22 protein-coding genes and 2 pseudogenes are annotated in these 25,601 nt (G+C 73.7%); 13 read left to right on the top strand and 11 right to left on the bottom strand.

The window, feature by feature from the left end:
- Nucleotides 1–35 precede the first annotated feature (35 nt).
- Both mltG and ACGFYQ_RS21415 read left to right on the top strand, forming a co-directional pair.
- A complete protein-coding gene (gene mltG / locus ACGFYQ_RS21420; RefSeq protein ID WP_393746147.1) occupies nucleotides 36–902 on the top strand; it encodes an endolytic transglycosylase MltG in 867 nt (288 codons plus the stop codon).
- A 177-nt stretch (nucleotides 903–1,079) separates the two neighbouring features.
- A complete protein-coding gene (locus ACGFYQ_RS21415; RefSeq protein ID WP_393746145.1) occupies nucleotides 1,080–1,901 on the top strand; it encodes a hypothetical protein in 822 nt (273 codons plus the stop codon).
- Between the two features lie 16 nt (nucleotides 1,902–1,917).
- On the opposite strand, the gene ACGFYQ_RS21410 is transcribed toward ACGFYQ_RS21415, so the two are convergent.
- From ACGFYQ_RS21410 to ACGFYQ_RS21395, 4 genes are all read right to left on the bottom strand, one after another.
- Nucleotides 1,918–3,000, bottom strand: a complete 1,083-nt coding sequence (locus ACGFYQ_RS21410; protein WP_393746143.1) for an FAD-dependent oxidoreductase — start codon at nucleotides 2,998–3,000, stop codon at nucleotides 1,918–1,920.
- A 20-nt stretch (nucleotides 3,001–3,020) separates the two neighbouring features.
- Nucleotides 3,021–4,403 (bottom strand): cytochrome P450, encoded by a 1,383-nt coding sequence (locus ACGFYQ_RS21405; RefSeq protein WP_393746141.1) that lies wholly within the window; start codon nucleotides 4,401–4,403, stop codon nucleotides 3,021–3,023.
- A gap of 72 nt (nucleotides 4,404–4,475) precedes the next feature.
- Complete coding sequence (locus tag ACGFYQ_RS21400; RefSeq protein WP_393746139.1) at nucleotides 4,476–5,153, bottom strand: HAD family hydrolase; 678 nt, start codon at nucleotides 5,151–5,153, stop codon at nucleotides 4,476–4,478.
- A gap of 45 nt (nucleotides 5,154–5,198) precedes the next feature.
- Nucleotides 5,199–5,678, bottom strand: a complete 480-nt coding sequence (locus ACGFYQ_RS21395; RefSeq protein WP_393746137.1) for an Lrp/AsnC family transcriptional regulator — start codon at nucleotides 5,676–5,678, stop codon at nucleotides 5,199–5,201.
- Between the two features lie 285 nt (nucleotides 5,679–5,963).
- On the opposite strand from ACGFYQ_RS21395, the gene ACGFYQ_RS21390 reads away from it, so the two are divergent.
- The 3 genes and pseudogenes from ACGFYQ_RS21390 to ACGFYQ_RS21380 form a co-directional block, all read left to right on the top strand.
- On the top strand, nucleotides 5,964–7,541 hold the full coding sequence (locus tag ACGFYQ_RS21390; protein ID WP_393746135.1) for an SDR family oxidoreductase: 1,578 nt from the start codon (nucleotides 5,964–5,966) through the stop codon (nucleotides 7,539–7,541).
- The gene (locus ACGFYQ_RS21385) at nucleotides 7,538–8,911 is read left to right on the top strand and encodes a cryptochrome/photolyase family protein (protein ID WP_393746133.1); all 1,374 of its coding nucleotides are present in this window, start codon (nucleotides 7,538–7,540) and stop codon (nucleotides 8,909–8,911) included. The genes ACGFYQ_RS21390 and ACGFYQ_RS21385 overlap by 4 nt, the downstream gene beginning before the upstream one ends.
- Before the next feature lie 36 nt (nucleotides 8,912–8,947).
- A pseudogene (locus ACGFYQ_RS21380) lies at nucleotides 8,948–9,538 on the top strand (MerR family transcriptional regulator); the annotation flags it as partial.
- A gap of 57 nt (nucleotides 9,539–9,595) precedes the next feature.
- On the opposite strand, the pseudogene ACGFYQ_RS21375 reads toward ACGFYQ_RS21380, so the two are convergent.
- Nucleotides 9,596–10,162: pseudogene (locus tag ACGFYQ_RS21375) on the bottom strand (YoaK family protein); the annotation flags it as partial.
- A 115-nt stretch (nucleotides 10,163–10,277) separates the two neighbouring features.
- Between ACGFYQ_RS21375 and ACGFYQ_RS21370 the strand changes: the two are divergent.
- From ACGFYQ_RS21370 to ACGFYQ_RS21360, 3 genes are read left to right on the top strand one after another with little or no spacing between them, the layout of a single operon-like run.
- On the top strand, nucleotides 10,278–10,871 hold the full coding sequence (locus ACGFYQ_RS21370) for a histidine phosphatase family protein (RefSeq protein WP_393746131.1): 594 nt from the start codon (nucleotides 10,278–10,280) through the stop codon (nucleotides 10,869–10,871).
- A 48-nt stretch (nucleotides 10,872–10,919) separates the two neighbouring features.
- Nucleotides 10,920–12,485: an APC family permease gene (locus ACGFYQ_RS21365; protein WP_393746129.1), complete on the top strand. Its 1,566-nt coding sequence runs from the start codon at nucleotides 10,920–10,922 to the stop codon at nucleotides 12,483–12,485.
- 9 nt (nucleotides 12,486–12,494) lie between these two features.
- Nucleotides 12,495–12,935: a universal stress protein gene (locus ACGFYQ_RS21360; RefSeq protein ID WP_393746127.1), complete on the top strand. Its 441-nt coding sequence runs from the start codon at nucleotides 12,495–12,497 to the stop codon at nucleotides 12,933–12,935.
- Between the two features lie 17 nt (nucleotides 12,936–12,952).
- Here the strand turns inward: ACGFYQ_RS21360 and ACGFYQ_RS21355 are convergent, their stop codons facing one another.
- From ACGFYQ_RS21355 to ACGFYQ_RS21340, 4 genes are read right to left on the bottom strand one after another with little or no spacing between them, the layout of a single operon-like run.
- Entirely contained in the window at nucleotides 12,953–13,573 is a 621-nt protein-coding gene (locus ACGFYQ_RS21355) for an ATP/GTP-binding protein (RefSeq protein ID WP_393746125.1), read from the bottom strand.
- A complete protein-coding gene (locus tag ACGFYQ_RS21350) occupies nucleotides 13,554–13,913 on the bottom strand; it encodes a DUF742 domain-containing protein (protein ID WP_362397578.1) in 360 nt (119 codons plus the stop codon). The genes ACGFYQ_RS21355 and ACGFYQ_RS21350 overlap by 20 nt, the downstream gene beginning before the upstream one ends.
- The gene (locus ACGFYQ_RS21345; protein ID WP_393746541.1) at nucleotides 13,910–14,296 is read right to left on the bottom strand and encodes a roadblock/LC7 domain-containing protein; all 387 of its coding nucleotides are present in this window, start codon (nucleotides 14,294–14,296) and stop codon (nucleotides 13,910–13,912) included. Before ACGFYQ_RS21345 ends, ACGFYQ_RS21350 begins: the two co-directional genes overlap by 4 nt.
- Before the next feature lie 17 nt (nucleotides 14,297–14,313).
- Nucleotides 14,314–15,840, bottom strand: a complete 1,527-nt coding sequence (locus ACGFYQ_RS21340) for a sensor histidine kinase (protein ID WP_393746122.1) — start codon at nucleotides 15,838–15,840, stop codon at nucleotides 14,314–14,316.
- Nucleotides 15,841–16,497: 657 nt separating this feature from the next.
- On the opposite strand from ACGFYQ_RS21340, the gene ACGFYQ_RS21335 reads away from it, so the two are divergent.
- A complete protein-coding gene (locus ACGFYQ_RS21335) occupies nucleotides 16,498–17,028 on the top strand; it encodes a cytochrome P450 (RefSeq protein ID WP_393746120.1) in 531 nt (176 codons plus the stop codon).
- A 609-nt stretch (nucleotides 17,029–17,637) separates the two neighbouring features.
- Nucleotides 17,638–19,134 (top strand): FUSC family protein, encoded by a 1,497-nt coding sequence (locus tag ACGFYQ_RS21330; protein WP_393746539.1) that lies wholly within the window; start codon nucleotides 17,638–17,640, stop codon nucleotides 19,132–19,134.
- Here ACGFYQ_RS21330 and ACGFYQ_RS21325 read toward each other — a convergent pair.
- Entirely contained in the window at nucleotides 19,124–21,421 is a 2,298-nt protein-coding gene (locus ACGFYQ_RS21325; RefSeq protein WP_393746118.1) for a HelD family protein, read from the bottom strand. The genes ACGFYQ_RS21330 and ACGFYQ_RS21325 overlap by 11 nt on opposite strands.
- A gap of 135 nt (nucleotides 21,422–21,556) precedes the next feature.
- Between ACGFYQ_RS21325 and ACGFYQ_RS21320 the strand changes: the two genes are divergently transcribed.
- From ACGFYQ_RS21320 to ACGFYQ_RS21310, 3 genes are all read left to right on the top strand, one after another.
- Nucleotides 21,557–22,138, top strand: coding sequence for a GNAT family N-acetyltransferase (locus ACGFYQ_RS21320; RefSeq protein WP_393746116.1), 582 nt, complete (start codon nucleotides 21,557–21,559; stop codon nucleotides 22,136–22,138).
- A gap of 215 nt (nucleotides 22,139–22,353) precedes the next feature.
- Nucleotides 22,354–23,490 (top strand): nitric oxide synthase oxygenase, encoded by a 1,137-nt coding sequence (locus ACGFYQ_RS21315; RefSeq protein WP_393746114.1) that lies wholly within the window; start codon nucleotides 22,354–22,356, stop codon nucleotides 23,488–23,490.
- 54 nt (nucleotides 23,491–23,544) lie between these two features.
- A complete protein-coding gene (locus ACGFYQ_RS21310; protein WP_393746112.1) occupies nucleotides 23,545–24,624 on the top strand; it encodes a lactonase family protein in 1,080 nt (359 codons plus the stop codon).
- Nucleotides 24,625–24,685: 61 nt separating this feature from the next.
- Here ACGFYQ_RS21310 and ACGFYQ_RS21305 read toward each other — a convergent pair whose 3' ends face one another.
- Entirely contained in the window at nucleotides 24,686–25,600 is a 915-nt protein-coding gene (locus ACGFYQ_RS21305; RefSeq protein ID WP_393746110.1) for a sirohydrochlorin chelatase, read from the bottom strand.
- Between the last annotated feature and the right edge of the window lies 1 nt (nucleotide 25,601).

The raw sequence follows: 25,601 nt of genomic DNA, 5'->3' as shown, positions 1-25,601 counted from the left end.
CGGGAATGTGGTGATGTGCGGGTTAGCGTTCCCGCATGCGTCATGAGTACCGGCCGCCTCAGCGCCGCTCCCGGCTCACCCGCCGGGGCCGGCTGGCGCTGCTCTTCCTCGGAACGCTGGTCGCGGTCGCGGCGGCGGTCCTGGTCCCGCTGCTGCGGGGCGGTGAAGAGCCCGAGAAGCCACGTCGGTTGGTGATCCCCGAGGGCTGGCGGGCACCACGGGTGTACGCGGCCGTCGACCGCGAGCTGAAGCTCCCGCCGGGATCCACGAAGTCGGCGGTGGCCACCGCCGGGCTGGCTCTGCCGGCGGAGGCGAAGGGCAACCCGGAGGGCTACCTCTTCCCGGCGACGTACCCGGTGACCTCGAAGTCCACCCCGGCCACGCTCCTCGCGTACATGGTGCGCACGGCGAACGAGAAGCTCGCCACCAAGGCCGTCGCGGACGGCGGCAAGGCCCACGGGATGACCCCGTACCAGACGGCCACCCTGGCAAGCATCCTCGAGGCGGAGGCCGAGAACCGCGCCGACATGGGCAAGGTCGCACGGGTGGTGCACAACCGGCTGGCGAAGTCGATGCCGCTCCAGATGGACTCCACCATCAACTACGCGCTGAACCGCAGCACCGTGGACACCACGCTGAGCGAGACCCGGATCGACAGCCCCTTCAACACGTACGAACGCCAGGGACTGCCGCCCACGCCGATCGACAGCCCCGGACTGGAGGCCATGGCGGCCGCGGTCGCGCCGACGCCCGGCGACTGGCTGTTCTTCGTCACCGTCAAGCCGGGGGACACCCGCTTCTCGGCCACGTACGAGGAGCACAAGAAGAACGTGGCGGAGTTCAACCGGGTCCGCGCCCACGCGGGCTCGCGCGCGGCCCGGGGGGCTGCCGCCGGGAAATGAGGGGCGGGGGCCCCGGGATCGGTCCTACGATCGGCGGCCTGCCGGACGTGTGACCGAGGGGGCTCAGCCGTGAAGTGGCCGTGGAGAGCACAACCGAAAGCCGGAGCGAAGTCAGAAGCGGAAGCGGAAGCGGAGGCGGAGGCGGAGGCGGAGGCGGAGGCGGAGGCGCCGGAGAGCGTGTCCGCCGGCGAGGGCGAGGCACAGGACGCCCCACCGCCCGTGGACGCGGCTGCTGTGGCCGCTGCCGCCGCCGAGCGGGCAGCGCGGAAGAGGGTGGCCGAGCGGTGGGGCCGCAGCGCGGCGGGGTGGCAGCACTGGCTGGCCCGTTCCCCCGTCGGAGTCGACCTGCTGCACTGGTGGTTCGACGAGGCCGACCTGACCGCTCTGGTCGGCGAGGACCGGTACGTGGAACGCCTGGCCGAGTTGCTCTCGAAGGCGGCGGCGCGCGATGTGGCGGCGATGGGGCTCGGCTGCCACCGAGATGTCGAGCGGGCCTGTCGCTTCCCCGAGGTCTGCAGTCTGGATCCCGTCGTGCCGCCGGGCGGAGAGATCTCGAGCTATCGGCACGGAGGGGTGCCCGGGGCGTGCAGTGGCTTCATCGACTGCTGGAGCCGGCACGAGATCGAGGTGGACTTCACCGCCGGGGACCGCCACCGCGCGGTGCTCCTGTTCCGCGGCGGTCCGAGCGAAGCGCGGCTCTGGGTGGACGGAGTGCCCGTGGGGGAGGGCGAGCTGCTGGACAAGGGCGGCCTCTGGGAAGAGGAACGCTTCTTCGCCATCCGCGTCGAGGGCCCGGAAGACCATCCCCAGCAGGGGCTCGGCCACATCGGCGCCCAGCTCTACGCGATCGTCTCGCTCGTGGTCCACGACGCGGAGCGGGGCACCACTCAGGTCTTCGTACCCGACGACTCCGAGGGCTACGTGTACGCCACCCCGGAGGCGTGCGCGGCCGGTACCCCGGACCGGGAGTTCCAGATCGAGGCGCCGGGGGCGGCCTGAAGGGCCCACCGACCCGTCAGGCCGTGGGCGCGCCCACCCGTTCGCGGGCCAGCAGCCGGCGGATCTCGCGGACCGCCGCCCCGCCCGCGCGGTTGGCGCCGATGGTCGACGCCGACGGGCCGTAGCCGACGAGGTGGATCCGCTCGTCGCGTACGGCCCTGGTTCCCTCGACGCGGATGCCGCCGCCGGGCTCGCGCAGGCGCAGCGGGGCCAGGTGGTCGACGGCCGCGCGGAACCCGGTCGCCCACAGGATGACGTCCGCCTCCACCCGGCTGCCGTCCGCCCAGGCGGCGCCCGTGCGGGTGATCCGGCCGAACACGGGCCGGCGGTCCAGCACTCCTGAGTCGAGTCCGGCCCGTACGGCCTCGTTCAGCGGGAGCCCCGTCACGCTGACCACGCTCTGCGGCGGCAGTCCCCGGCGGACGCGCTCGTCCACCAGGGCGACCGCCGCCCGGCCCTCGGCCTCGCCGAAGCTTCCGTCGCGGAACACCGGGGGCCGCCGGGTCACCCAGGTGGTCTCCGCGGCCACCTCCGATATCTCCAGCAGGTGCTGCACCGCCGAAGTGCCGCCGCCCACCACGATCACCCGTTCCCCGGCGAACTCCTGGGGCCCCGGGTAGTTCGCGGTGTGCAGCTGTCGGCCGCGGAACGTCTCCTGGCCCGGGTAACGCGGCCAGAACGGCCGGTCCCAGGTTCCGGTGGCGTTGATCAGGGCCCGGGCGGACCGGGTGCCGGCCGAGGACTCGACCAGCAGCCGCCCGTCGGCGCCGTCGCGGACCGCCGAGACGTCCACGGGCCGCCGTACGCGCAGGCCGAAGCGGTCCTCGTAGGCGGCGAAGTATTCCCCGATCACCTCGGAGGAGGGCCGCATCGGGTCGGCGCCGGTCAACTCCATGCCGGGCAGGGCGTGCATCCCGTGGACCCTGCCGTAGGTGAGCGAGGGCCAGCGGAACTGCCAGGCCCCGCCGGGACGGGGCGCGTGGTCCAGGACCACGTGGTCGATCCCCGCCCGGGCGAGGTGGTAGGCGCTGGACAGCCCTGCCTGCCCGGCCCCGACCACCACCACGTCCACGTCTGCGTCCGCATTCCGCGTCACCACATTGTTCACGGTTCTACTAACTACGGGGCGTCGCCGGATCTTCCCCGCCCGGCCGGGCGCAGCGTCGCCCGCACCGGCCCGGCGGGCTGCAGGGTGAGCCCGGGGAACACCGGGGCCCGCCCGCTCCCGCTGTCCAGGTGGAACCGCTGTGCCAGCACCGCCAGTACGAGTGCGGCCTCCACCAGGGCGAACCGCGCGCCCAGGCAAGCCCGCGGGCCGCCGCCGAAGGGGAACCAGGCGTGTTCCGGCACCGGATGCGGGGCGTCCGCGTCCCACCGCTCGGGGCGGAACGCCTCCGGATCCGGGAACCACCGCTCGTCCCGGTGCATCGACCACGGGCTGGTCCACACCGCGGTCCCCGCGGGAACCGGCCGCCCGCCGATGCTCGCGCCCTCCGCGGCCACCGCGGAGATCAGCCAGATCGGCGGATAGATCCGCAGCGCCTCCTTGACCACCTGGCGGGTCCAGGGCAGCCGGTCGTAGTCCTCGTACGCCGGCAGCCGCCCGCCGAGCACCCGGTCCAGCTGCTCGGTCAGCCGGGCCCGCGCCCCGGGCGCCCCCGACAGCAGCTGCCAGGTCCAGGTCAGGGTGGTCGAGGTGGTCTCGTGACCGCCGATGTAGAGGGTGATCGACTCGTCCCGGAGCTCCTTGCGGGAGAGCGGTGCGCCGTGCTCGTCACGGGCGGCGAGCAGCCGGCTCAGCAGGTCGTCCCGCTCGGCCCCGGCCGCCGTGGCCGCCTCGTGCTCGGCTATGACGTGCGCGATCTCCCGGTCGAGGACCGCCACCGCCTCCCGCATCCGGCGCCGCCCGGGCGTCCGCACCCACGGCGGCAGGAACAGCGTGAGCCCCCGGAACTCGGCCCCCAGCTCCCGCTGGGCCGTGGCCATGGCCTCGCTGATGGGCGCCTCCCGGCCCGCGGCGTCACTCCCGAAGAGGGTGCGCACCGCGATCCGCTGGGTGAGGCCGGCCATCTCCCGGTGTACGTCGATCCGTTCGCCCTCGCGCCAGCCGCCGGCCAGCGCGTCCGCGCACTCCACCATCGTGGCGGCGTACGAGCGCACCTGGCGCGGCCGTACGGCGGGCTGGACCAGCGCCCGCTTGCGCCGCCAGTCGTCACCGGTGGCGACGACGACCCCCTCGCCGAGCAACTGGTGGAAGGCCCAGCCCAGTTCCATCGGCTTGAAGGTGCCCTCCACGGCACCGAGCAGCTCACCGGCGTGCTCGGGCCGCGAGACGAGCACGTTGCGCTGCGGGCCGAGCGCCCACGGCACCCAGTCGCCGTACTCGTCGCGCAGGGACTCGAAGAAGGCCAGCGGGTCACGGGCGAAGGCGGGCAGGTTCCCGAGCAGGGGCCAGGGGCGCGGCCCGCCGGTCCGGGTGCCCGGGCGCAGGGTCGAGGTCACGCAGGCATGGTGACAGCCGCCCCGACAGGGCACCAGGGGGCCGGCGGACCGCGCGTTGGAGCGGGCGGTCCGTCAGGCCGCGCGGCGCGCGGTCAGCCAGTCGTACGCCGCGTCCGCAGTGAACTCCCGCTGCCCGCCCGCGAAGAGGAGCCCGGCGTCCGCGAAGGCCGGATCGTGCGCGGTGTCCGTCACGTACGGGATCGCCACACACGCCATGCCCGCCGCGTGGGCGGCCCGTGCACCCGGCGCCGCGTCCTCGACGACCACGCAGTCGGCGGGCCGGGCGCCCAGCCGGCGGGCCGCCTCCAGGAACACGTCCGGGGCGGGCTTGCCGTGTGCGACCTCCTCGGCGGAGACCGCCGTCGTCAGCAGGGCGTCCAGACCGGTGCCGGCCAGCACCGCGTCGATCGCCTCGCGAGAGGAGCCGGAGGCCACCGCCATCGGCACGCCCTCGGCGTGCAGCCGCTCCACGAACTTCCGCATCTCGGGGAAGGCCTCGGTCCCGGCGCGGGCCAGCTCCAGGTAGGCGGCGTTCTGCTCGGCGAGCAGCTGCTCCACCGGCGCCCGGATCCCGTACCGGGCCTTGAGGATCTCCAGCGTCTCCAGCGTGCCGATGCCGATGAACCGGGAGTGCTGCTCCCAGGTGAAATCGGGAACCCCGTGCCGCTGAAGCGTGCGGCGCCCCGACTCGTAGTAGTTCGGCTCGCTGTCCACGAGGGTGCCGTCGAGATCGAATATTACGGAAATCATCCGTTACGCCCGTCCTGCCGGTCCTGTCCTGTCCCGACCATCCTGTCAGGATGTGCGGGCAGCCCGTCCCACGGACTCGACCAGCGGCAGCAGCCGGTGCGGTACGCGCTCGCGCAGGGCCACCTCCGTACGCGTGCGGACCACCCCCGGGAGCTGGATCAGCCGCTGGATCACGTCCTCCAGGTGCGCGTTGTCCCGGGCCGCCACCCGCGTCAGCAGATCCCCGCCGCCGGTGATCGAGAAGGCCTCGATGATCTCGGGCACGGCGGCCAGCGCGTCACCCACGTCGTCCAGGTGCCCCTGGGTCACCTCGATGTGCACGAAGGCCAGCACCGGATGCCCCAGCGCGGCGGGGGAGAGGACCGGCCCCGTCCCGGTGATCACCCCGGTGCGCTCCAGCCGGTCCAGCCGGGCCTGGAGCGTGCCGCGCGCGACCCCGAGGAGCCGGGCGTACTCGCGGACGCTGGTGCGCGGCTGCTCGATCAGCAGGCGCAGGATTCGTGTGTCGAGCTCGTCCACCGCCATGCCGCGACTGTACCAATGGCCCGGTTCACCCGGATCGTGCCCGCCCACCCGGCCGCCCGGCCGGCCGCCCACCCGGCCGCCCACCCGGACGGGGCGCCGTAAGTGTGATCGGGTGGAGGTACATCGGTTTTCCGCCGGGACACGTCATCCGTGGCGGCCGCCGAGACGATGCGCCTGACGGGCGAACGGCGGGCTGCGCCCGGCCGAGGCGGCCGCATCCGATCGCACGGCCGCACGGGAATCCCGTACGTGACCCACAGCGGCCCACACGGAGCGGAGAGAGCCATGACAGGTCTGAACTGCCTGGTCACCGGCGCCACCGGCTACATCGGCGGCCGGCTGGTGCCCGAGCTCCTCGACGCCGGACACCACGTCCGCTGCCTGGCCCGCTCCCCGGAGAAACTCCGCGACCACCCCTGGGCCGGACAGGCCGAGACCGTCCGCGGCGACGCCACCGACCCGCGCTCCGTGGCCGAGGCCATGCGTGGCATCGACGTCGCCTACTACCTCGTGCACGCCCTCGGCGGCGGCTCCGGATTCGAGGACCGCGACCGCGCCGCCGCCCGGATCTTCGCCGAGCAGGCACACGCAGCCGGGGTCCGCCGGATCGTCTACCTCGGCGGGCTGACCCCCGCCGGCATCCCCGTCCGCGAGCTCTCCCCGCACCTGCGCTCCCGCGCGGAGGTCGGCGAGATCCTCCTCGCCGGCCCCGTGCCGGCCACCGTCCTGCGCGCCGCCGTCATCATCGGCTCGGGCTCCGCCTCCTTCGAGATGCTGCGCTACCTCACCGAGCGGCTGCCCGTCATGGTGACCCCCAGCTGGGTCGGCACCCGCTGCCAGCCCATCGCCGTCCGCGACGTCCTGCGCTACCTCGTCGGCAGCGCCGCCATGCCGCCCGAGGTGAACCGGGCCTTCGACATCGGCGGCCCGGACGTGGTCACGTACGAGGAGATGATGCGCCGCTACGCCGCCGTGGCCGAGCTGCCCCACCGGCTCATCCTGCGCGTCCCGATGCTCACCCCCGGGCTGTCCAGCCTCTGGATCGGCCTCGTCACCCCCGTCCCGCGGGCGCTGGCCCGGCCGCTCGCCGAATCCCTGCGCCACGAGGTGGTCTGCGCGGAGCACGACATCGCCCGGTACGTCCCCGACCCGCCCGGCTCGCCGGTCGGGTTCGACCGTGCCCTCGCGCTGGCCCTGCGGCGGGTGCGGGAGGCCCGGGTGACCACCCGCTGGTCCTCCGCCTCCGTGCCGGGCGCCCCCAGCGACCCGCTGCCCACGGACCCCGACTGGGCGGGCGGCAGCCTGTACACCGACCGGCGGGAGAGGGACGTCGACGCCCCGCCCGGCGCGCTGTGGCGCGTGGTGGAGGGCGTCGGCGGCGAGAACGGCTGGTACTCCTTCCCGCTGGCCTGGTCCGTACGGGGCTGGCTCGACCTCCTCGTCGGCGGAGTCGGCATCCGCCGCGGCCGCCGCGACGCGGCCCGGCTCCGGGTGGGGGACTCCCTCGACTTCTGGCGGGTGGAGGAGATCGAACCGGGCCGGCTGCTGCGCCTGCGCGCCGAGATGCGGCTGCCTGGCCTGGCCTGGCTGGAGATGTACGCGGACCCCTGCCCCGAGCCCGGCCGGGCTCGGTACCGGCAACGGGCGCTGTTCCACCCGCGCGGACTGCTCGGCCACATGTACTGGTGGAGCGTGTCCCCCTTCCACGCCGTGGTCTTCGGCGGGATGGCCCGCAACATCGCCCGCGCCGCCGAGCGCCTGGAGCCGGGCCCCGCCGAAGACCCCGCATCCGCCGCGGCCCCCGTGGCCGAAGTACCGCACGACAGCCGTCCTCCCCAGCCTGACGCGGAGCGAGAGCCATGAACGTCGCGGTGGTCCTGTACACCTCCGACCTGCGCCTGCACGACCATCCGCCGCTGCGCGCGGCCCTCTCCTCGTGCGACCGGGTGGTCCCGCTCTTCGTCCGGGACCGGGCCCTCGCGGCCACCGGATTCGCCCCGCCCAACCGGCAGGCCTTCCTCGCCGACTGCCTGGCCGACCTGGACGCCGGACTACGCGAGCGCGGCGGCCGCCTCGTGATCCGTTCCGGTGACCCCGTCGCGGAGGTCTGCGCCCTCGTGCGGGAGACCGACGCCGACGAGGTCCACATGGCAGCCGGGGTCAGCGCCTACGCCCATGCCCGGGAGGAGCGGCTGCGCACCGCCCTCGAAGCCGAAGGCCGCCGGTTCCACGTGCACGACATGGTGGTCACCGCGGTCGCCCCCGGGGCGGTCACGCCCGCCGGATCCGACCACTTCGCCGTCTTCACGCCCTACTTCCGCCGCTGGGCCGAGCTGCCGCCGCGGGCCGTCACCGCGGCCCCCCGCACCGTCCGGCTCCCCGAGGGCATCGGCTCCGAGCCGCTGCCCGTGCGCGGCGCCCTCACCGGGGTCTCCCCGGGCCTCGCCAAGGGCGGCGAGACCGAGGCGCGCCGCCTCCTGGCGAACTGGCTGCGCTCCGGCATCACCCGCTACGAGGACGCCCACGACGACCTGGCCGGCGACGCCACCTCCCGGCTCTCCCCGCACCTGCACTTCGGCACCCTCTCGGCCGCCGAGGCGGTCCACCGCGCACGCGCCGCCGGCGGGCCGGGCGCTGCGGCATTCGTCCGCCAGCTGTGCTGGCGCGACTTCCACCACCAGGTCCTCGCCGCGCGCCCCGAGACGGCCGCCGAGGACTACCGCGCCCGGCAGGACCGGTGGCGCACCGGCCCCGCCGCCGAGGAGGAGACCGAGGCCTGGAAGGAGGGCCGCACCGGCTACCCGGTGGTGGACGCCGCGATGCGCCAGCTGCGCCACGAGGGGTGGATCCACAATCGCGGCCGGCTGCTCGCCGCGAGCTTCCTGACCAAGACCCTGTACGTCGACTGGCGGACCGGTGCCCGCCATTTTCTGGACCTCCTGGTCGACGGGGACCTCGCCAACAACCAGCTCAACTGGCAGTGGGCCGCGGGCACGGGCACCGACACCCGCCCCAACCGGGTGCTCAACCCCGTCCGGCAGGGCCTGCGGTACGACCCGCAGGGCAGGTACGTCCACCGCTGGGTGCCGGAGCTCGCCGGGCTCCCCGCCCCGGACGTGCACGAGCCGTGGCGGCTGCCGGGCCCGGAGCGGGCGCGGTTCGACTACCCGGAACGGCTGGTGGAGCTCGCCGACGGGCTCGACCGCTTCCTGCGGGGGCGGGGCACCGGGTGAGCGCCCCGCGCGAGCGGCCCGTCGTATCGTGAGCGGGTGCAGACCGTGCCGCAGCCCGAACCACCGCAGGACCTCCCGGCCGCCGCGCTCAGCACCGGAGCCGTCGCCCGGAGCCTGGGGGTCTCACCGACCACGCTGCGCTCCTGGGAGCGCCGGTACGCGATCGGCCCGGCCCACCGCGAGCACGGGCGGCACCGCCGCTGGACCCGGCAGGACATCGCCCGCCTGGAGCTGATGTGCCGGCTCACCGCGCGGGGCGTGCCCCCGGCCGAGGCGGCCCGGGCCGCGCGGGACGGAGCCCCCGCCGCCCGCGCCGGCGCCCGCCCGGCGGGGAAGGCACCGGGCGGGCCCAACTCCCTTCCGCTGGGGGAGGTCCGCCCGGAGTGCCGAGGGCTCTCACGGGCCGCCGTACGACTGGACGCGCCGGCCGTGGAGGAACTGCTGGCCGCGGCCCTCGCGGAACACGGCCTGGTCACCACGTGAGAAGAGGTCATCGCGCCGGCCCTGCACGCGGTGGGCCGCAAATGGGCTTCGGCGGGGGAGCGTTACGTGGATGTGGAGCACCTGCTCTCCTGGCACGTCTCCTCGGCCCTGCGCCGGATCCGGCAGGGCCCGGTAACCCAGGGCCACCGCGAGGACCACCGCCGCGGCGGGCAGCAGCAGGGCGCCCACCGTCCACCCGGCCCGGATCAGCAGGGCGCCGGTCAGTCCGCCCACGAACATCGCCAGCACCGCCACGGCGCGGGGCTCCCAGGCCCCCGTCCCGTATCCGAAGGCGCTGTCCCGCCCCAGGGCCGAGCTGCCGATCAGCGCGGTGATGGACCGGGTGACCAGGGTCGTCGGCACACCGGGCACGTTCACCCGCATGCTCGTCACCGTGCGGATGCCCATCGCCGCCGCCAGCATCCCGGTCACCGCCAGGTGTTCGGCGGTCGGGTGCCCGTACCGGGGCGTCACACCCCATCCGGTGGCCGCACCGGTCAGGAGCAGCGCGGCCTCCGCGTACAGGCCGAGCCCGACCCAGCGCCGCCCCCGGGCCTCCGCGGCCGACTCGATCCGCGCCCCGCACACGGCTCCGGCGGCGAACGCCGCCAGCGAGGCCGCCGCCGACAGCGCGGGCAGGTTCCCCGCCCGCGCGAGCCCGAACGCCAGGAAGAGCACGTTGCCCGTCTGCATCGCGGTGAACACCGGTCCGAGGGCGAGCAGGCTCACCGCCTCGATCAGCCCCGTGACCGCGGTCAGGACGATCATGAGCGCGGTCGGGGACGGCCGCACCGGGTGGGCACCCACGTTCATGAGGCCCGGCAGTGACACGCCCGCCCCGGTCCTCCGGCGCCGACATGCCGGAGGGTTTAGGGTCCGGAGGATGAGCGACCTGCTGCTGGTGAGGCACGGCGAGACGGCGTGGAGCGCGGACGGGCGGCACACCGGGCGCACCGACATCCCGCTGACCGCGCGAGGGGTCGAGGAGGCCATCTCCCTCGCTCCCTTCTTCCACGAGCAGCACCCGGCGCTGGTGCTGACCAGCCCGCTGCGCCGGGCCGTGGCCACTGCCGAACTCGCGGGGCTCACGGACGGAGTCACCGACCCCGACCTCTACGAGTGGGACTACGGCGGCTACGAGGGCGTCACCACGGCGGAGATCCTGCGGAGCACGCCCGACTGGTCCCTGTGGACCCACGGCGTCCCGCCCGGCGACGCGGCGCACCCCGGCGAGGGCGCCGCCCAGGTGGGCGCCCGCGCGGACCGGGCCCTGGCCCGGATCGCCCCGGTGCTGCGCGCGGACGGCGGGAACGTGGTGATCGTCGCCCACGGCCACTTCCTGCGCGTCCTCACCGCCCGCTATCTGGGCCTGGAACCCGAGGAGGGCCGGCTGTTCCTGCTGCGCACCGGCACGGTCAGCGTCCTCTCCACGGAGCACGGGCTCCCGGTGATCGCGGGCTGGAACACCCGCCCGTAGGGGGCATCCCGCCTCGCGCGGCGGCCGGGGGCGGGCGACGATGCGTACATGGCCGACGACGGTGTGAGCGGCGAGCGCAAGGGCGACGAGAACGGCAACGGCGGACCGGAGAACGGACTCGCGGAGCCGGGGCTCAAGGCCGACGCGATCGGGTTCCTCGACGCGCTCGTCATCGGCCTGAACTCCACCTCGCCCGCCTACTCCCTGGCTGCCGTCCTCGGGCCGATCGTGGCGCTGGTCGGGATCTACGCACCGGGCGTGATGCTGGCCTCCTTCGTACCGATGCTGCTGATCGCCGCCGCCTTCTACTACCTCAACAAGGTCGACCAGGACTGCGGGACCACCTTCTCGTGGGTCACCCGGGCCATGGGTCCCTGGGCGGGCTGGCTCGGCGGCTGGGCCATCACCATGACCGGCGTGCTGGTCATCGGCTCACTGGCGGACGTCGCCGTCCACTTCGGCCTGCTCGCCGCCGGGCTCGACAGCTGGGCCGCCAACGACGTGATCCGCCAGACCCTCACCGTCGTCGTGATCCTGGTCATGACGGCCATCTGCGTCATCGGCACCGAGCTGTCGGCCCACCTCCAGGACATCCTCATCCTGGCCCAGGTCTTCTTCCTGCTGACCTTCGCGGTGGTCGCCTTCTACCGCGTCTACGCCGGCACCAGCACCCTCGACTCGATCGAGCCGTCCCTCACCTGGCTCAACCCCTTCGGTGCCGGTGGCGCCGCGCTGACCGGCGGGCTGCTGCTCGGCGTGTTCATCTACTGGGGCTGGGAGTCCGCGGTCAACCTGACCGAGGAGGTCGAGAACTCCGCCACCGCGCCCGGCAAGGCCGGCATCTGGTCGACCGTCGTGCTGCTGGTGACCTACCTGTCCGTGGGCTTCGCCGTCGTCGCCTACGCCGGCACCGCCTTCCTCGCCGAGAACGCGGGCGAGGAGGAGGCCATCTTCGCCGTACTCGCCCACGAGGTCATGGGCGGCTGGGACTGGGTGGTGCTCCTCGCGGTCTGCACCTCCGCGCTCGCCTCCACCCAGACCACGATCATCCCCGCCTCCCGCACCGCCCTGTCCATGGCCCGCCGCCACGCGCTGCCGCCCGCGCTCGCGCACATCCACCAGCGGTTCAGGACCCCGGACGTGAGCACGTGGTGGGTGGCGGGCATCGCGATCGGCTGGTACCTCGTCGTCAACCAGATCAGCGAGAACGCGCTCCTGGACTCGCTGACCGCCCTCTCCCTGCTCATCGCCTTCTACTACGCGCTCACCGGCGTGGCCTGCGCCGTCTACTACCGCCGTCACCTGCTGGAGAGCGCGCACAACTTCCTGCTCATCGGCCTCGGCCCGGTCCTCGGGGCGGGGCTGCTCGGCTGGCTGCTCGTGGAGTCGATCGGCGACATGTCGGACCCGGAGAACTCGGCCAGCGGCGTCTCGTGGTTCGGGCTCGGTCCACCGCTGGTCATCGGGATCGCGATCGCCGTCGTCGGCGTCCTCGTCATGTGCTACTGGCGGCTGCGGGACCACACGTTCTGGCAGGAGCGGCGTGGCGTGGCCGACCCGGATCTCGTCCACGGCGTCCACGGCGTCCACGACGTCCACGGCGGGAAGAACTGAGGAGGCCCGATGTCCGTCGTCCTCGGCTACGACGAGTCGCCCGGCGCGGAGCGGGCGCTGCGCGTGGCACTGGAGGTCGCCACCGCCTTCGGCGAGCCCCTCGTCCTCGTCTACGGAGCGGCCGCCCCGGGCGCCGCGGGCGAGGAGTACCGGGCCCACCGCGAAGCCGTCCGCCAGGCGGGCCGCAGCGCCCTCGCGCACGCGGTCCGGGCCGCCGACGAAGCGGGCGTGCCGTCGGCGGTGGAGGTGGTCGACGAAAGGCCCGCGCAGGCGCTGCTCGACGCGGCCCGGCGCCACGACGCCCGCGTCATCATCGTGGGTACCTGGGGCGACAGTCCGATCCGCGGCGCCCTGCTGGGCTCCACCCCGCACAAGCTCCTGCACCTCTCCCCGGTGCCGGTGCTGTGCGTACCGACGGAGACGGCGACGGAGTACGGCGCGAGGTCATAGGCCGCCGCCTCCCGTCGTCAGGATGCCTCCGGGGTCACGGCGAGGGAGTGGAGGTAGCGCATCAGCGTCATCAGGACGTCACGGCTGGATTCGCGCTGCCGTGCGTCGCAGAGCACCAGCGGTACCGAAGCGGGCAGGTCGAGGGCGCTGCGCAGGTCCTCGACGGGGTGCTCGGGCGCGTCGGGGAAGGAGTTGACGGCGACCACGAAGGGCACCCCGCGCTCCTCCAGCCGGCCGATCACGTCGAAGCTGACCTCCAGGCGGCGCGTGTCGACGAGGACCACCGCACCCAGCGCGCCCTCGAACAGGCCGTTCCAGAGGAACCAGAAGCGCTGCTGGCCGGGGGTGCCGAAGAGGTACAGCACCAGCTCCTCGTTGATGCTGATCCGGCCGAAGTCCATGGCCACGGTGGTGGAACTCTTGCGCTCCACGCCCGCCGTGTCGTCGACGCCGACCCCGGCCTGGGTCATCGTCTCCTCGGTGGTCAGGGGCCGGATCTCGCTCACCGAGCCGACCAGGGTCGTCTTGCCGACCCCGAAGCCGCCCACGATCACCACCTTGACCGCGGCGGCGGCCGTGGCCGGCAGTACGTCCTCGCGCCGCGGCCCGGCGGGCCGCTCAGAGCTTTCGAAGTCCATCGATCACTGCCTCAATCAATGCCAGGTCGGGGAGTTGGGCGCGGGCGACGGGTGCGCGGGAGAGCACCTGGCCCGCGGTGATCAGATCGTCGACCAGTACGGTGACCACGCTCACCGGCAGGCCGAGATACGCGGAGATCTCGGCCACCGAGAGGGGTGCCTGACACAGCCGCATGATGGCCGCGTGCTCCGGCTGCATGCCGGGCCTGGGACCCGACCTGGCGACGATCAGCGTGACCAGGTCGAGGCCGGTGGGAACTAACGGTCCGCTGCGACCGCCCGTGATGACGTAGAGCCGCTCGGGACTGCCGTCTTCCCAGTCGTGGCCCGGGTCGCTCACGCGGTCTGCCTGTCGCTGCGCGGCGGGCTGCTGAGGTGCTCTCCGATCCGCGCCACGAGGTCACGCATCCGCTGGCCCATCAGCCCGGCGTCGACGCCCTCGTCGGCCAGCACCGCGAGATAGGCTCCGGCGCCGGCCGCCATCAGGTAGAAGAACCCGCCGTCCATCTCGATCACGACCAGCCTCATCCGGCCGTTGCTGTTGGGGAGTTCGGAGGCGACCGCGCCGGCGAGGCTCTGCAGGCCGGCGCACGCGGCGGCGAGCCGGTCGGCCGTGTCGGTCTCCGCGCCGTACTGGGCCATCCGCAGGCCGTCGGCGGAGAGCACGATGACGTGCCGGGTCTGCGGAACGCTCTCGGCCAGGTCCTTGAGCATCCAGTCCATATTGGTCTGCTGCTGACTCACGGCTGTTCCCCCTTGCTCGCCGAGGCCGGCGAGACGTCTGCTGTGTTCTGGCTTGCGCCGGCCTGGCTGTCCCCGGACAGGCCGCTCTGGAAGGCGGCCAGCCACATGCCGGGCTGTGCTTCGGTCTGCGCCGGGACGGCGGCGGTCCGCTCGACGGCCGCGGGCTCGTCCGGTGCCGTCGCGCGGGTCTTGCGGCGCCGCTGCGGCAGCCCGTTCGGTGCCCGCTCGGTCACGACCGGCACCTCTTCCTCGGTCACCGGGTGCCGCGGGCCCGTGGCCGGGCGCGGAGGCTGCGACGCCTGCGACGGTGCGGAGGCCGGCTCAAGGGCCGCCCGGGGCCCCGACGACGTACCGATGCCGTGGGCGACGCCGGTCGCCGTCGAGACGGTGGTGATCAGGTTCTGCGGGATGACGAGGACGGCGCGTACGCCGCCGTACGCCGAGGAGCGCAGCGACACCCGGAAGTCGTACGCCTGCGCGAGCCGGCCGACCACGGCGAGGCCCAGTCGGGGAGTCTCGCCCAGGTCCGTGAGGTCGATGCCCTCCTGCGCCTCGCGAAGCATGCGCTCGGCCCGCTTGCGGGCCTCCTCGGTCATGCTCAGGCCGCCGTCCTCGATCTCGATGGCGATGCCCGAGTTCACGTCGACGGCGGTCAGATGGACCTTGGTCTGCGGCGGGGAGTAGCGGGTCGCGTTGTCGAGCAGCTCGGCCAGCGCGTGGATGAGCGGCTCGACCGCGGGGCCGACGACGGCGACCTGGGAGACGGAGTGGAGCTCCACGCGCTGGTAGTCGATGATCCGGGACATGGCGCCGCGCAGCACGCTGTACAGCGGCACGGCCTTGCTCCACTGGCGGCCGGGCCGCGCACCGCCGAGCACGGCGATGGAGTCGGCGAGCCGGCCGATGAGCGCGGTGCCGTGGTCCAGCCGCAGAAGATCGCCGAAGACGGCCGGGGTCTGGCCGTGCCGGTCCTCCATCTCCCGCAGTTCCTGGGCCTGTTGGTGCACGATCGCCTGGACGCGGCGGGCGATGTTCACGAAGGCCCGTTGCGCGGAGTCGCGCAGGTCCTCCTCGGCGATCACGGCATCGAGCACCGAGCGCAGCACCGCGTGGTGGGCCGCCCTGAACTCGGGTGTCAGCCCGGGCTGGTAGGTGCCCGGGTCCTCCAGGGACGTGAGCACGTCCTCGGGGAACTCGCCCTTGCGCAGGCGCGCCACGACATCGGGCAGCAGCGTCTCGGCCAGCCGTACCGTCTCGGCCTGCTGCCACCACAGCGCCTCGTCCTGGGCGGCGACCCTGGCCCGGAGCGCCGTCACGGCCTTGCCGCGCCGGGCGGCCTCACCACAGGAAAGCGCGACGGCGACGAAGGCCGCGGCACCGACCCAGGCCACGGGGGTGCGCGCGGGCGCGGACACCAGTGCCACGGCGACCGCCGACAGCGCGGCGGTCAGCAGGGCGGGCAACGCCCATACGACGGGTGAGGTGGGCCCTGGACTGCCGGGCGACGATCCCTCTCGAACCATGAACCCTCAAACGATCGAAAGCGAAAGATCATTGGACAACAGCCCGGGATCTTATCTGCTCTGTGTACGAGCCTTGACAACAGGTCATGATGCGGACGGGCCAGCCCGGTTGGCCCGATGAGACGTGACCTGAAACGGACCGCGCTCCCGACCGGCCGCCCCGGTGGGCCGGGACGATCGTCCGCGCCGTCAGGGCCCGGTGGTCGCCTGTCGCGGGCCCCGGCGCGAGGCCGCGCGAACCGACGCGGTGCCCCGCCCGATTCGGCTGGTTTCCGACGGCGCTCCCGACGGCGCTCCCGACGGCGCTCCCGACGCCGCATCCGACGCCGCGCGGCGTGGCCCGACCGGTACGGGGGCGCGCGGCACGGAGGCGGGAGCGCGCCGTGGCGGAATGAGCCGTCTTCCACGGCGGGTCAGCCGGTGCGCGGCGCGGTTCGCGCCGGAGGGACGCTGGTCTGGACCGCCCCCGGGTCCGCCCCGGTTCTTCCGTGGATTCGAGGACCTCGACTCGCACCGCCGGGCCGACCGGACCGTACTGGCCCGAAGTCTCATGGGCATGGCGGGAGGTGAGCTCCACCGGAGCCACCGGCAGGTCATTTCACCGGCGTTGACGCATCAGGAAGTCAGCTTCCGAGCCTTCCACCCCTTCTACGTCAGATGGATCTTCCCGAGGCGGCGGCGCCGGGTCAGGGCAGGAAGTCGATCGAGGCGGCCGAGGCCGACGCCGAGGCCGAGGCCGACGAGGACGACCTGACCCCCGATCCCTACATCAGGAGCATCGTCCACGAGACGCTGCGCCTGTTCCCACCGGTCCCCTTCAGCGCGAAGTTCACGAACGAGCGGGCCCTGGAGGAGGACGGGCAGAGAATCCCGCCCGGCACGGCGGTCATGGGGATGAAGAACGCGGTCGGAAGGAATCCGACCGTCTTCCGCGAGGCCGACCGGTTCCACCCCGACCGGTTCTCGGCGAACGGCGCGGAACACGACACCATCACCGGTTTCCTGCCCTTCGGCGCCGGTCCCCGGCACTGTGTGGGAAACCGGCTCGGCGAGCAGAGTTGCGCCGTCATGCTGACCGAGATCCTGAAGAACTTCCACATCGTCCACGTCGAGGACATCGACGTCGAGTTCCGTTCGACGATCTCCGTGGTGCCGTCGGCCGTGCCGGTGAGGCTGGTCGAGCGATAACAGGACCTGAGATGCCGGAGACCGCCAGGACCGCACCGATCGCGTTGCGGAGAGGCGAAGGCGAGGCGCTCTGGTTGCTCGACTTCCTGGCCACCGCCAAGGGTTCCTCGGCGGAGATGAACGGGGCGGCGTCCGTCATCGAACACCTCGGCCGCCGCGGTTCCGGATCGCCGCCGTCCCCCCGGTGTCCGGCGGCATCACCCCCGTCTTCCACCGCTACTACGACGACGCCGACCAGTGACCCGACTTCTACCCCGACCACCACCACGACCCCGAGGCGGAGCCGCCCCGGCCGGGATGCCCCCACCGGCAGGCCCCGCCCTGAGGGGCACCCCCGCCGGGCCGGTCCGTTGGCACCCTCCTGGCCTAAGACCACGGGCCTGTACTGGGCCAATGGCCCAGTGATCCGAGGCCGGGTTGAGCCAGCGGCCCCCGGATGCTTATCTGTGTCGTATCCATGTACTTTCGGCGCCGCGCAGCGCCGGACGGCAACGAGGCCGATCCGGACCGCGGCGCCTTCGCCGTGCCCGTACGCCGCCCACCACCCCCGGGCGGCCGCCGGACCGGCGCGCACCATCGCAAGGGGGGCGGCACACCGCCGTGAAGAGGATGTTCGTGGCTCCGGATCCGGGGCGTCTCAGGCTCAGGAACTCGGCTCGCGCAGTGATCGGCGTCGCCGCCGCCGTGGCCCTCGCCGAGCTGTGCGGTCTCTCCCTGACCGCGTCCATCACCGGGGGACTGGCGGCCCTGCTCGCCCTCTTCACCGTGCTCGATGCCGATGTCCGCGCCCAGCGCGTCACCACCGCCATGCTGCCCGTCGCCGGCTTCCCCGTCCTCGCGCTGGCCACCACCCTGCACGGGGTGCCCCTCGCCCGTGACGCGGCCTTCCTCGCCGTCGTGTTCGCCGGGGTCTACGCCCGCCGCTTCGGCCCGCGCGGACACGCCCTCGGGATCTTCGGCTTCATGATGTTCTTCGTCACCCAGTTCCTGCACGCCCAGCCCGGCCAGCTGCCCGAGCTGTACGCCGCCGTCGGGCTGGCCCTCCTGGCCGCCGGTACCGTGCGCTTCGCGCTGTGGCCCATCGAGCGGCGCACGCCGCCCGCCGCCGCGCCGCCCGGGCTGCCGGGCGCCGGCCTCGCGCGGCTCACCACCCGCCAGGCCTTCCAGGCCACCGCCGCCTGCGGCTTCGCCCTCGCCATCGGCCAGGTGCTCTCCGAGGACCGCTGGTACTGGGCCGTCGGCACCGCCTGGTGGATCTTCGTCAACACGGCCTCCCGGGGCGAGACCCTCGTCCGCGGCTTCCGCCGGGTCGTCGGCACCGTCACCGGCATCGCCGCCGGGCTGCTGATCGCCGTACCGCTGCACGGCGCGCCCGTGCCGACCGCCGCGCTGGTCGCCGTATGCGTCTTCGGGATCTTCTACACCGCGGCCCCCTCGTACTCCTGGATGATGTTCTTCGTCACCGTCATGGCCGGGCTGCTCTACGGCCTCCTCGGCGTCCTGCACCCCGGGCTGCTGCTCCTGCGCTTCCAGGAGACCGCGATCGGCGCGCTCGGCGCCGCCCTCGCCGTCGTGATCATCCTCCCGGTGACCACCCACGCCGCCAACGACGCCTGGATCCAGCGCGCCCTGCACTGCGTACGCGCCTCCACCGCGGCCTCCCTGGACCGCCTCGCCGGGAACCCCGAGGCCGACCCCGCCCCCCACGCCGCCGAGCTGGAACTGCTGCTGGGCCGCGTACGGATGGCCCTGGCGCCCCTCGTCCACCCGCTGAGCCCGCTGCGCGCCCGCAAGGCCCGGGCCCGGCAGGTCCTGGCGCTGCTCGACGACTGCGCCCGGGAGGTGCGCGGCCTGGTCGCCGTGGCCGCCGACCCGCAGGCTTCGCACGACGCCCGGCTGGCCGCCGCCTGCTGGCGCGTCGAGGCGGCCGTCGAGGCGCTGACCGCTCCACAGGGCGCCCCGGAGCCCACCGTACGGACGACGCCGGCCCGGCCCGCGCCCGCGGAGCCGGCCCTCGCGCACCTGCACGGCATCGAGCACGCCCTCGTCGCGCTCGCCGCCCCGCTGCGCACCGACCCCCGGGCGCCGCTGGTCATCAGCGCCTGAGCAGCCCCTCCAGGCCCAGCCCCGTCGGCAGCCGCCCCTCGGTGTGGACCACGCCGAGGGTCTGGGTGGCCCGGGTCAGCGCCACGTACAGGTCGCTCGGCTGGAAGTCGGCCGGCTCCACCACGATCACCGTGTCGAACTCCAGGCCCTTGGCCTGGCGCGGGTCGAGGAGGACCACCTGCCGGGTCAGATCCGGTTCCGCGCCGGCCTCCACTCCCGGCAGCTCCGCGGCCAGCGAGGCGTGCAGCACCCGCGGCGCGACCACCGCGAGCCGCCCCTCGTCCGGCAGCTCACGCCGGGCCGCGTCCCCGACCGTCTCCGCCAGGTCCCCGGCCGCCCGCGCCCACGGCCGGACCCCGGTGGTCCGCACCGAGCTCGGCGGCTCGAAACCGGGGTCGCGGGCCCGCAGTACGGACGCCGCCACCTCCATGATCTCGGCGGGCGTGCGGTAGTTGACCCCCAGCCGGACCAGCTCCCAGCGCTCGCCCACGTACGGACCGAGGATGCGCTCCCACGATCCGCAGCCCGCCTCGTCGGCGGTCTGGGCCGGATCGCCGACCAGGGTCATGGAGCGGGTCGGGCAGCGCCGCATCAGCAGCCGCCACGCCATCTCCGAGAGCTCCTGCGCCTCGTCCACGATGACGTGCCCGAAGGCCCAGGTACGGTCGGCCGCGGCCCGCTCGGCCGCGCTGCGGTGGTCGGCCTCCTCGTAGCGCTCGGCCATCCGCTCGGCGTCGATGATGTCGTGCGCCGCGAGGTACTCGTTCTCCTCGTCCTCGAACTCGTACGACTCGGAACCCTGCGACAGGTCCAGCACGCCCTGCGCGTACGCGATCCGCCGCTGCCGCTCGCGCTCCTCGGCGGCGCGCCGGGCGCTGTCGTCCTCCCCGAGCAGTTCGGCCGCCTCGTCCAGCAGCGGCACGTCGGCCGGGGTCCAGTCCGGGCGCGCCGACGGTGCGCGCCGGATCAGCTCCGCCTCGTGCGCGGGCAGATGCGTGGGCTCCGCCAGGAAGTCGGCGATCAGCCCTTCCGGCGTGAGGGAGGGCCACAGCGAGTCGATCGCGGCGTGCACGGCCGGGCTCATCGCGATCTCCTTGCCCAGCTGGGCGACGTCGTCCGAGCCCAGCAGGTTCGGGCCGCCGTACGGATCCGCCCCGAGCCGGTCGGCGAGCTGGGCCGTGAGCGCGTCGATGATCCGGAAGGCGAAGGAGGGCCTCGCCTGGTTGTGCGGCAGCCCGGTGGCCCGGGCGCGGTCCCGCGCCTCGTACGCCATCGTGCGGTCCAGCAGCAGGGTCCCGTAGTCGTCGTGGTCGATCTCCAGCGCGGGCTCGGGGACCGTGTCGTACTCCTCGCCGCTGTCCGCGGGCACGGCCTCCGGCAGGCACTGCCGGTCGGCGACGACCCGGGCCAGCACCTCCGCCATCGAGGCCCGGCCCTTCACCGCGGCCGCCCCGGGGCGGTCGGTGCCCCTCGCGTGGACTCCGGGGAAGAGCTCGCCCGGCGTCGCGAGCAGCACGCCCGTCTCGCCGAGCGCCGGCAGCACCCCGCCGATGTAGCGCAGGAAGGCCGGGCCGGGGCCGACGATCAGCACCCCGCGCTTGGCGAGCAGCTCGCGGTGGGCGTACAGCAGGTACGCGGCGCGGTGCAGCGCCACCGCCGTCTTTCCGGTGCCGGGACCACCCTCGACGACCAGCACCCCGCGGTGCGTGGAGCGGATGACCCGGTCCTGCTCGGCCTGGATGGTGCGCACGATGTCGTGCATCCGGCCGGTCCGGGCGGCGTCGAGCGCGGCGAGCAGCACGGCGTCCGCGTCGGCGCCCTCGTACCCGGTGCGCTCCGCGTCGGTCAGGTCGAGGATCTCGTCGTGCAGGGCGGTGACCACCCGCCCCCGGCTGCTGATGTGCCGCCGGCGCCGCAGCTCCATGGGGGTGTGGCCGGTGGCGAGGTAGAACGGGCGGGCCACGTCCGCGCGCCAGTCCAGGACCAGCGGCGTGCGCTCCGCGTCGTCCGCGCGGATTCCGATGCGGCCGATGTGATGGTCACGGCCGTCCGAGAACTCCAGACGGCCGAAACACAGACCGTTCTCGCCCGCATTCAGCGCGGAGAGCAGACCGGACTGCTCGGCGACCAGGACATCGCGCTCCAGACGTGCCTGAGCACCGTTCCCGACCTCGCGCAAAGCCCCCTCGACGGCACGTTCGGCCTGGTCACGCAGGTGGTCGAGGCGACCATAGAGGTCGGTGACGAATTGCTGCTCATTCCGGAATTCCTCGGTTGACAATTGCACTCCTGCCGCGATACAGTGTCCTCGAAAGCTTCTTTATGTCTTCGTTTTCAGCGAAGTCATGAATTATTGAATATACGCTCTCCCCTCCCTCGGCAGCGAATTCCGCCGGGGGATTTTTTGCGTACCGTGGATCTCATGACCACCGCACACGGCTCCGCCGCCGGCATCGTCTACCGCCTCGCCCGCCCCGAGGACGCGGGAGCCATCGAGGCACTGGACGGCTCGTTCACCACCGACACCGTCTTCGAGGTGGCCGCCACCGACACCGGCTTCGGATTCCTGCTCCGCGAGGTCCCCGCCGACCCGCCCCTGTACAAGGAGTTCCCGCCCGAGGAGCACGACGAGCAGGGGATCGGCCGCGGCCCGGACACCGCCGGGGACGCCCGGACCTATGTGGCCCTCGACGGCGGCCGGGTGTGCGGCTTCGCCGCCGTCGGCTACGCCGCGTGGAACCGGCGGCTGACGATCGAGGACATCGAGGTCGCGCCCGGCCACCGCGGCCGCGGCATCGGCCGGGCCCTCCTGGAGTGCGCGGACGGATTCGCCCGCGAACGCGGCGCCGACCACCTCTGGTTGGAGGTCAGTACGGTCAACGCCCCGGCCGTGCACGCCTATCGGCGCATGGGATTCACGCTCTGCGGCCTCGACACCACCCTCTACGGCGGCACCCCCGCCGCCGGGGAACAGGCGCTGTTCATGAGCCGGCCCTGCCGCTGACCCGCCGTGCGGAGGTCAACTCCCGGATTGCGGCGGATCGTACGCCGCCCTCCGGCCCGCCCGCAGTTCGATCCCTGAAGATCACTCGGAGGGGTGTTCCGTATGGGCCTGGCGCACGCCGCTGACCTGCGGCATGTACAACGGGTGATGGTTCATTGCACATGCATCCAGCATGTACAGGGTGGATCTGTCCGGACAGGGGGTAACCGCCCGGAATGGAAATTCTTCAACAGCGCTCCACCACCGCTCAGGTGTGGGAAGCGGCCGAGGAGTTCATCCGACTCTTCCACAGGGAGAACCAGGGCGCAGGTGATCCGCGTGCCCGGCTCGCCGCCGTGCGGGACGAGCTCGCGGAGACCGGCACCTACCGGCACACCCCCGAGGAGCTGGTCCACGGGGCGCGTGTGGCCTGGCGCAACAGCAACCGCTGCATAGGCAGGCTCTATTGGAACTCCCTGCGGGTCCGTGACCGCCGGGAGCTCACCGAAGCCGACGAGATCGCCGCCGAATGCTTCGGGCACCTGCGCGAGGCGACCAACGGCGGCCGCGTCCGGCCGGCCATCACGGTCTTCGCCCCCGACGCCCCGGACCGGCCCGGACCGCTGATCTGGAGCGAGCAGCTCGTCCGGTACGCCGGCTACGGGGACCACCCCTCCGTCACCGTCGGCGACGCGCGCAACGCCCCGCTCACCGAGGCCCTGCTCCGGCTCGGCTGGGAGGGCGGCGCCGGCACCCCCTTCGACCTCCTCCCGCTGGTGGTCCAGGGCGTCGACGACAAGCCCCGCTGGTTCGACACCCCCGCGGACGCCGTCCTGGAGGTGCCGATCGGCCACCCCGACGACGAGGGCTGGGCGGACTGGGGACTGCGCTGGCACGCCGTACCCGCGATCTCCAACATGTGCCTGGAGATCGGCGGCATCCACTACCCGGCCGCCCCGTTCAACGGCTGGTACATGGGCACCGAGATAGGTGCCCGCAACCTCGCCGACACCGACCGGTACAATCTCCTGCCCGCCGTCGCCCGCCGCCTCGGCCTGGACACCTCCAGCGACCGCTCGCTGTGGAAGGACCGCGCGCTCGTCGAGCTCAACCGGGCGGTCCTGCACTCCTTCGACCGAGCCGGGGTCACCATCGCCGACCACCACTCCGAGTCCCGGCGCTTCCTGTCCCACCTGGCACGGGAGGAGCGCAAGGGCCGCGTGGTGGGCGCGGACTGGTCCTGGATCGTGCCGCCGATCTCCGGTTCCGCGACCCCTGTCTTCCACCGCACCTACGAGGACCGGCCCAGCAGTACGGCGTACGTCCACCACCCCGGCGCGCAGGAACGGGCCCAGGGACGGGACTTGGTCTAGACCCTTCTGTTACCGTCGCCTCCGGACGGATCCGACAGCGGAGAGGGGCCTCCCGTGGGCGGCGCGGACAGCACGGACCGGAACGGCGGACACCGGGCCTACATCGGCTCGTTCACCTCCGGGGGCGGCCGCGGTGTCACCACCGCGGCCGTGGATCCGGCCACGGGAGCCCTGACCCCGATCGCGGTCACCGGCGCCGCCGTCGCGGACCCCTCGTACCTCGCCCTCGACCGGGACACCGGCGCGCTCTACGCGGTGAGCGAGACCGAACAGGGGGCGGTGGCCGCCTTCACGCCCACCGCCGCGGGCCTGGCACCCCTCGGCCCGCCCGTCGGTGTCGGCGGCTCCGGGCCCACCCATCTCAGCCTGACCGGGCGCCGGCTGCTCACCGCCAACTACACCTCCGGCAGTGTCAGCAGCCTCCCGCTCGCCGCCGACGGCAGCCCGGGCGAGCCCGCCGCCGTCCTCGCGCACCACGGTTCCGGCATCGACGCCGACCGCCAGGAGCGCCCGCACGCCCACCAGGTGCTGCCCGACCCGAGCGGCCGCTGGGTGCTCAGTGTCGACCTCGGCACCGACTCCGTACGGGTCTGCGCGCTCGACCCGGCCACCGGCGAGCTCCGGCTGCACACCGAGACCGCCCTGCGGGCCGGGACCGGCCCCCGCCACCTCGCCTTCCACCCGGACGGCACGGTGGCCTACGTCCTGCACGAACTGGAGCCGCAGCTGACCGTCTGCCGGTGGAACGCGGCCTCCGGGCGACTGGAACCGGTCGGGGAGGTTCCGGTCGCCTCCACGGGCCCCTCAGGGGCCGTACGGGCCTACCCCTCGGCGGTCGTCGCCTCGGCCGACGGGCGTTTCGTCTGGGCCGCGATCCGCGGCACCGACTCCATCGCCACCCTCTCCCTCGCCGGAGGGGCCGAGAAGCCGCAGATCACGAGCATCGTGGGCTGCGGCGGCAGCTGGCCGCGCGATCTCGCCGCCGACCCCTCGGGGCGCCGCCTGTACACGGCCAACGAGCACTCGGGGGACGTCACCTGGTTCGACGTCGACCCCCTGACCGGGCAGCCGCGCGAGGCCGGCTCGGTGGCCGTGCCCGCCGCCACCTGCGTGGTCTTCGGCCCGGCCGTGTGAGGTCGGCGGACGCGAAGGGCCCCCGCCGACCGGCGGGGGCCCTTCATGTCATGGCAGGCGGTCAGTGCGTGGCCGCGCCCAGGGTGATCCCGAGAGCCGCGGAGTACTGCGCTACGGCGAGCTTGCCGAGCGCCGGGTAGGCGCCGAGCACCTCGGCGGCGCTGCAGTCGGCGTCCTTGCAGGCGCTGTCCAGCAGCCCGTCGGCGGCCTCCGGGCCGATCAGGTACGGGGCGAGCGCGAGGTGCGTGGAGCCCTCGCGGCGCAGCTGCTCGGCGACCGCGGCCACCGAGCCCTCCTCGTCGAGCGCGGCCGCCTTGACCGGCACGGCGAGCCGGGCGGCGAGCAGCATCCCGGTGATCCCGGCGGCCTGTACGGCCTCCTCGCCACCGGTGGTGGCCAGGACGATGCCGTCGGCGGCGGTGGTCACGGTGAAGAGCCGGGCGCGGTCGGCGCGGGCCAGACCGGCCTCGGACAGCCGCACGTGCAGGCCCTCGGCGAGCAGCGGGTGCGGACCGAGTACGTCGGCCAGCTCGGCGGCGGCCGAGGAGTCCATCAGCGCCTGGCGGATCCGGCGCAGCAGGTCACCGTCGGGACCGGCCAGCAGCGGGACCACGACGGCGTCCGGGCCGGTCGGCGCGGGCACCTCGTGGCCGGCGGCGCGGGCGAACTCCGCGCGCGCGGCACGCTCGGTCGCGACGGCGGTCAGCACACCGGACAGGGACGGGAAATCGGAGGCGTCGTCACCGTCGAGGAAGCCGATCCGGGCGTCGAGGCCCGGCAGCTCGGAACGGCCGATGCTGATGATCTCTTCCGCCAGCCCCCGCGAGGCGGCCGAAGGGGCACCGGGCACGGCGAGCACCAGCGCGGGCGCGCCCTCGGGCGCCGCCGCGGGCTCGGGCCGGCGGTGCCGTCCGGTCTGGCGGGGTCGCGGCATTCGTACGGGCAGGCCATTTGCGGGCCCAGTGGGGGAGCTCATG

This window comes from Streptomyces sp. NPDC048258 (assembly GCF_043201995.1).
In the GTDB taxonomy this organism is placed as follows: Bacteria; Actinomycetota; Actinomycetes; order Streptomycetales; family Streptomycetaceae; genus Streptomyces.
The sequence above is the reverse complement of the archived record's forward strand: the minus strand, read 5'-3'. Positions and strand labels throughout refer to the sequence as shown.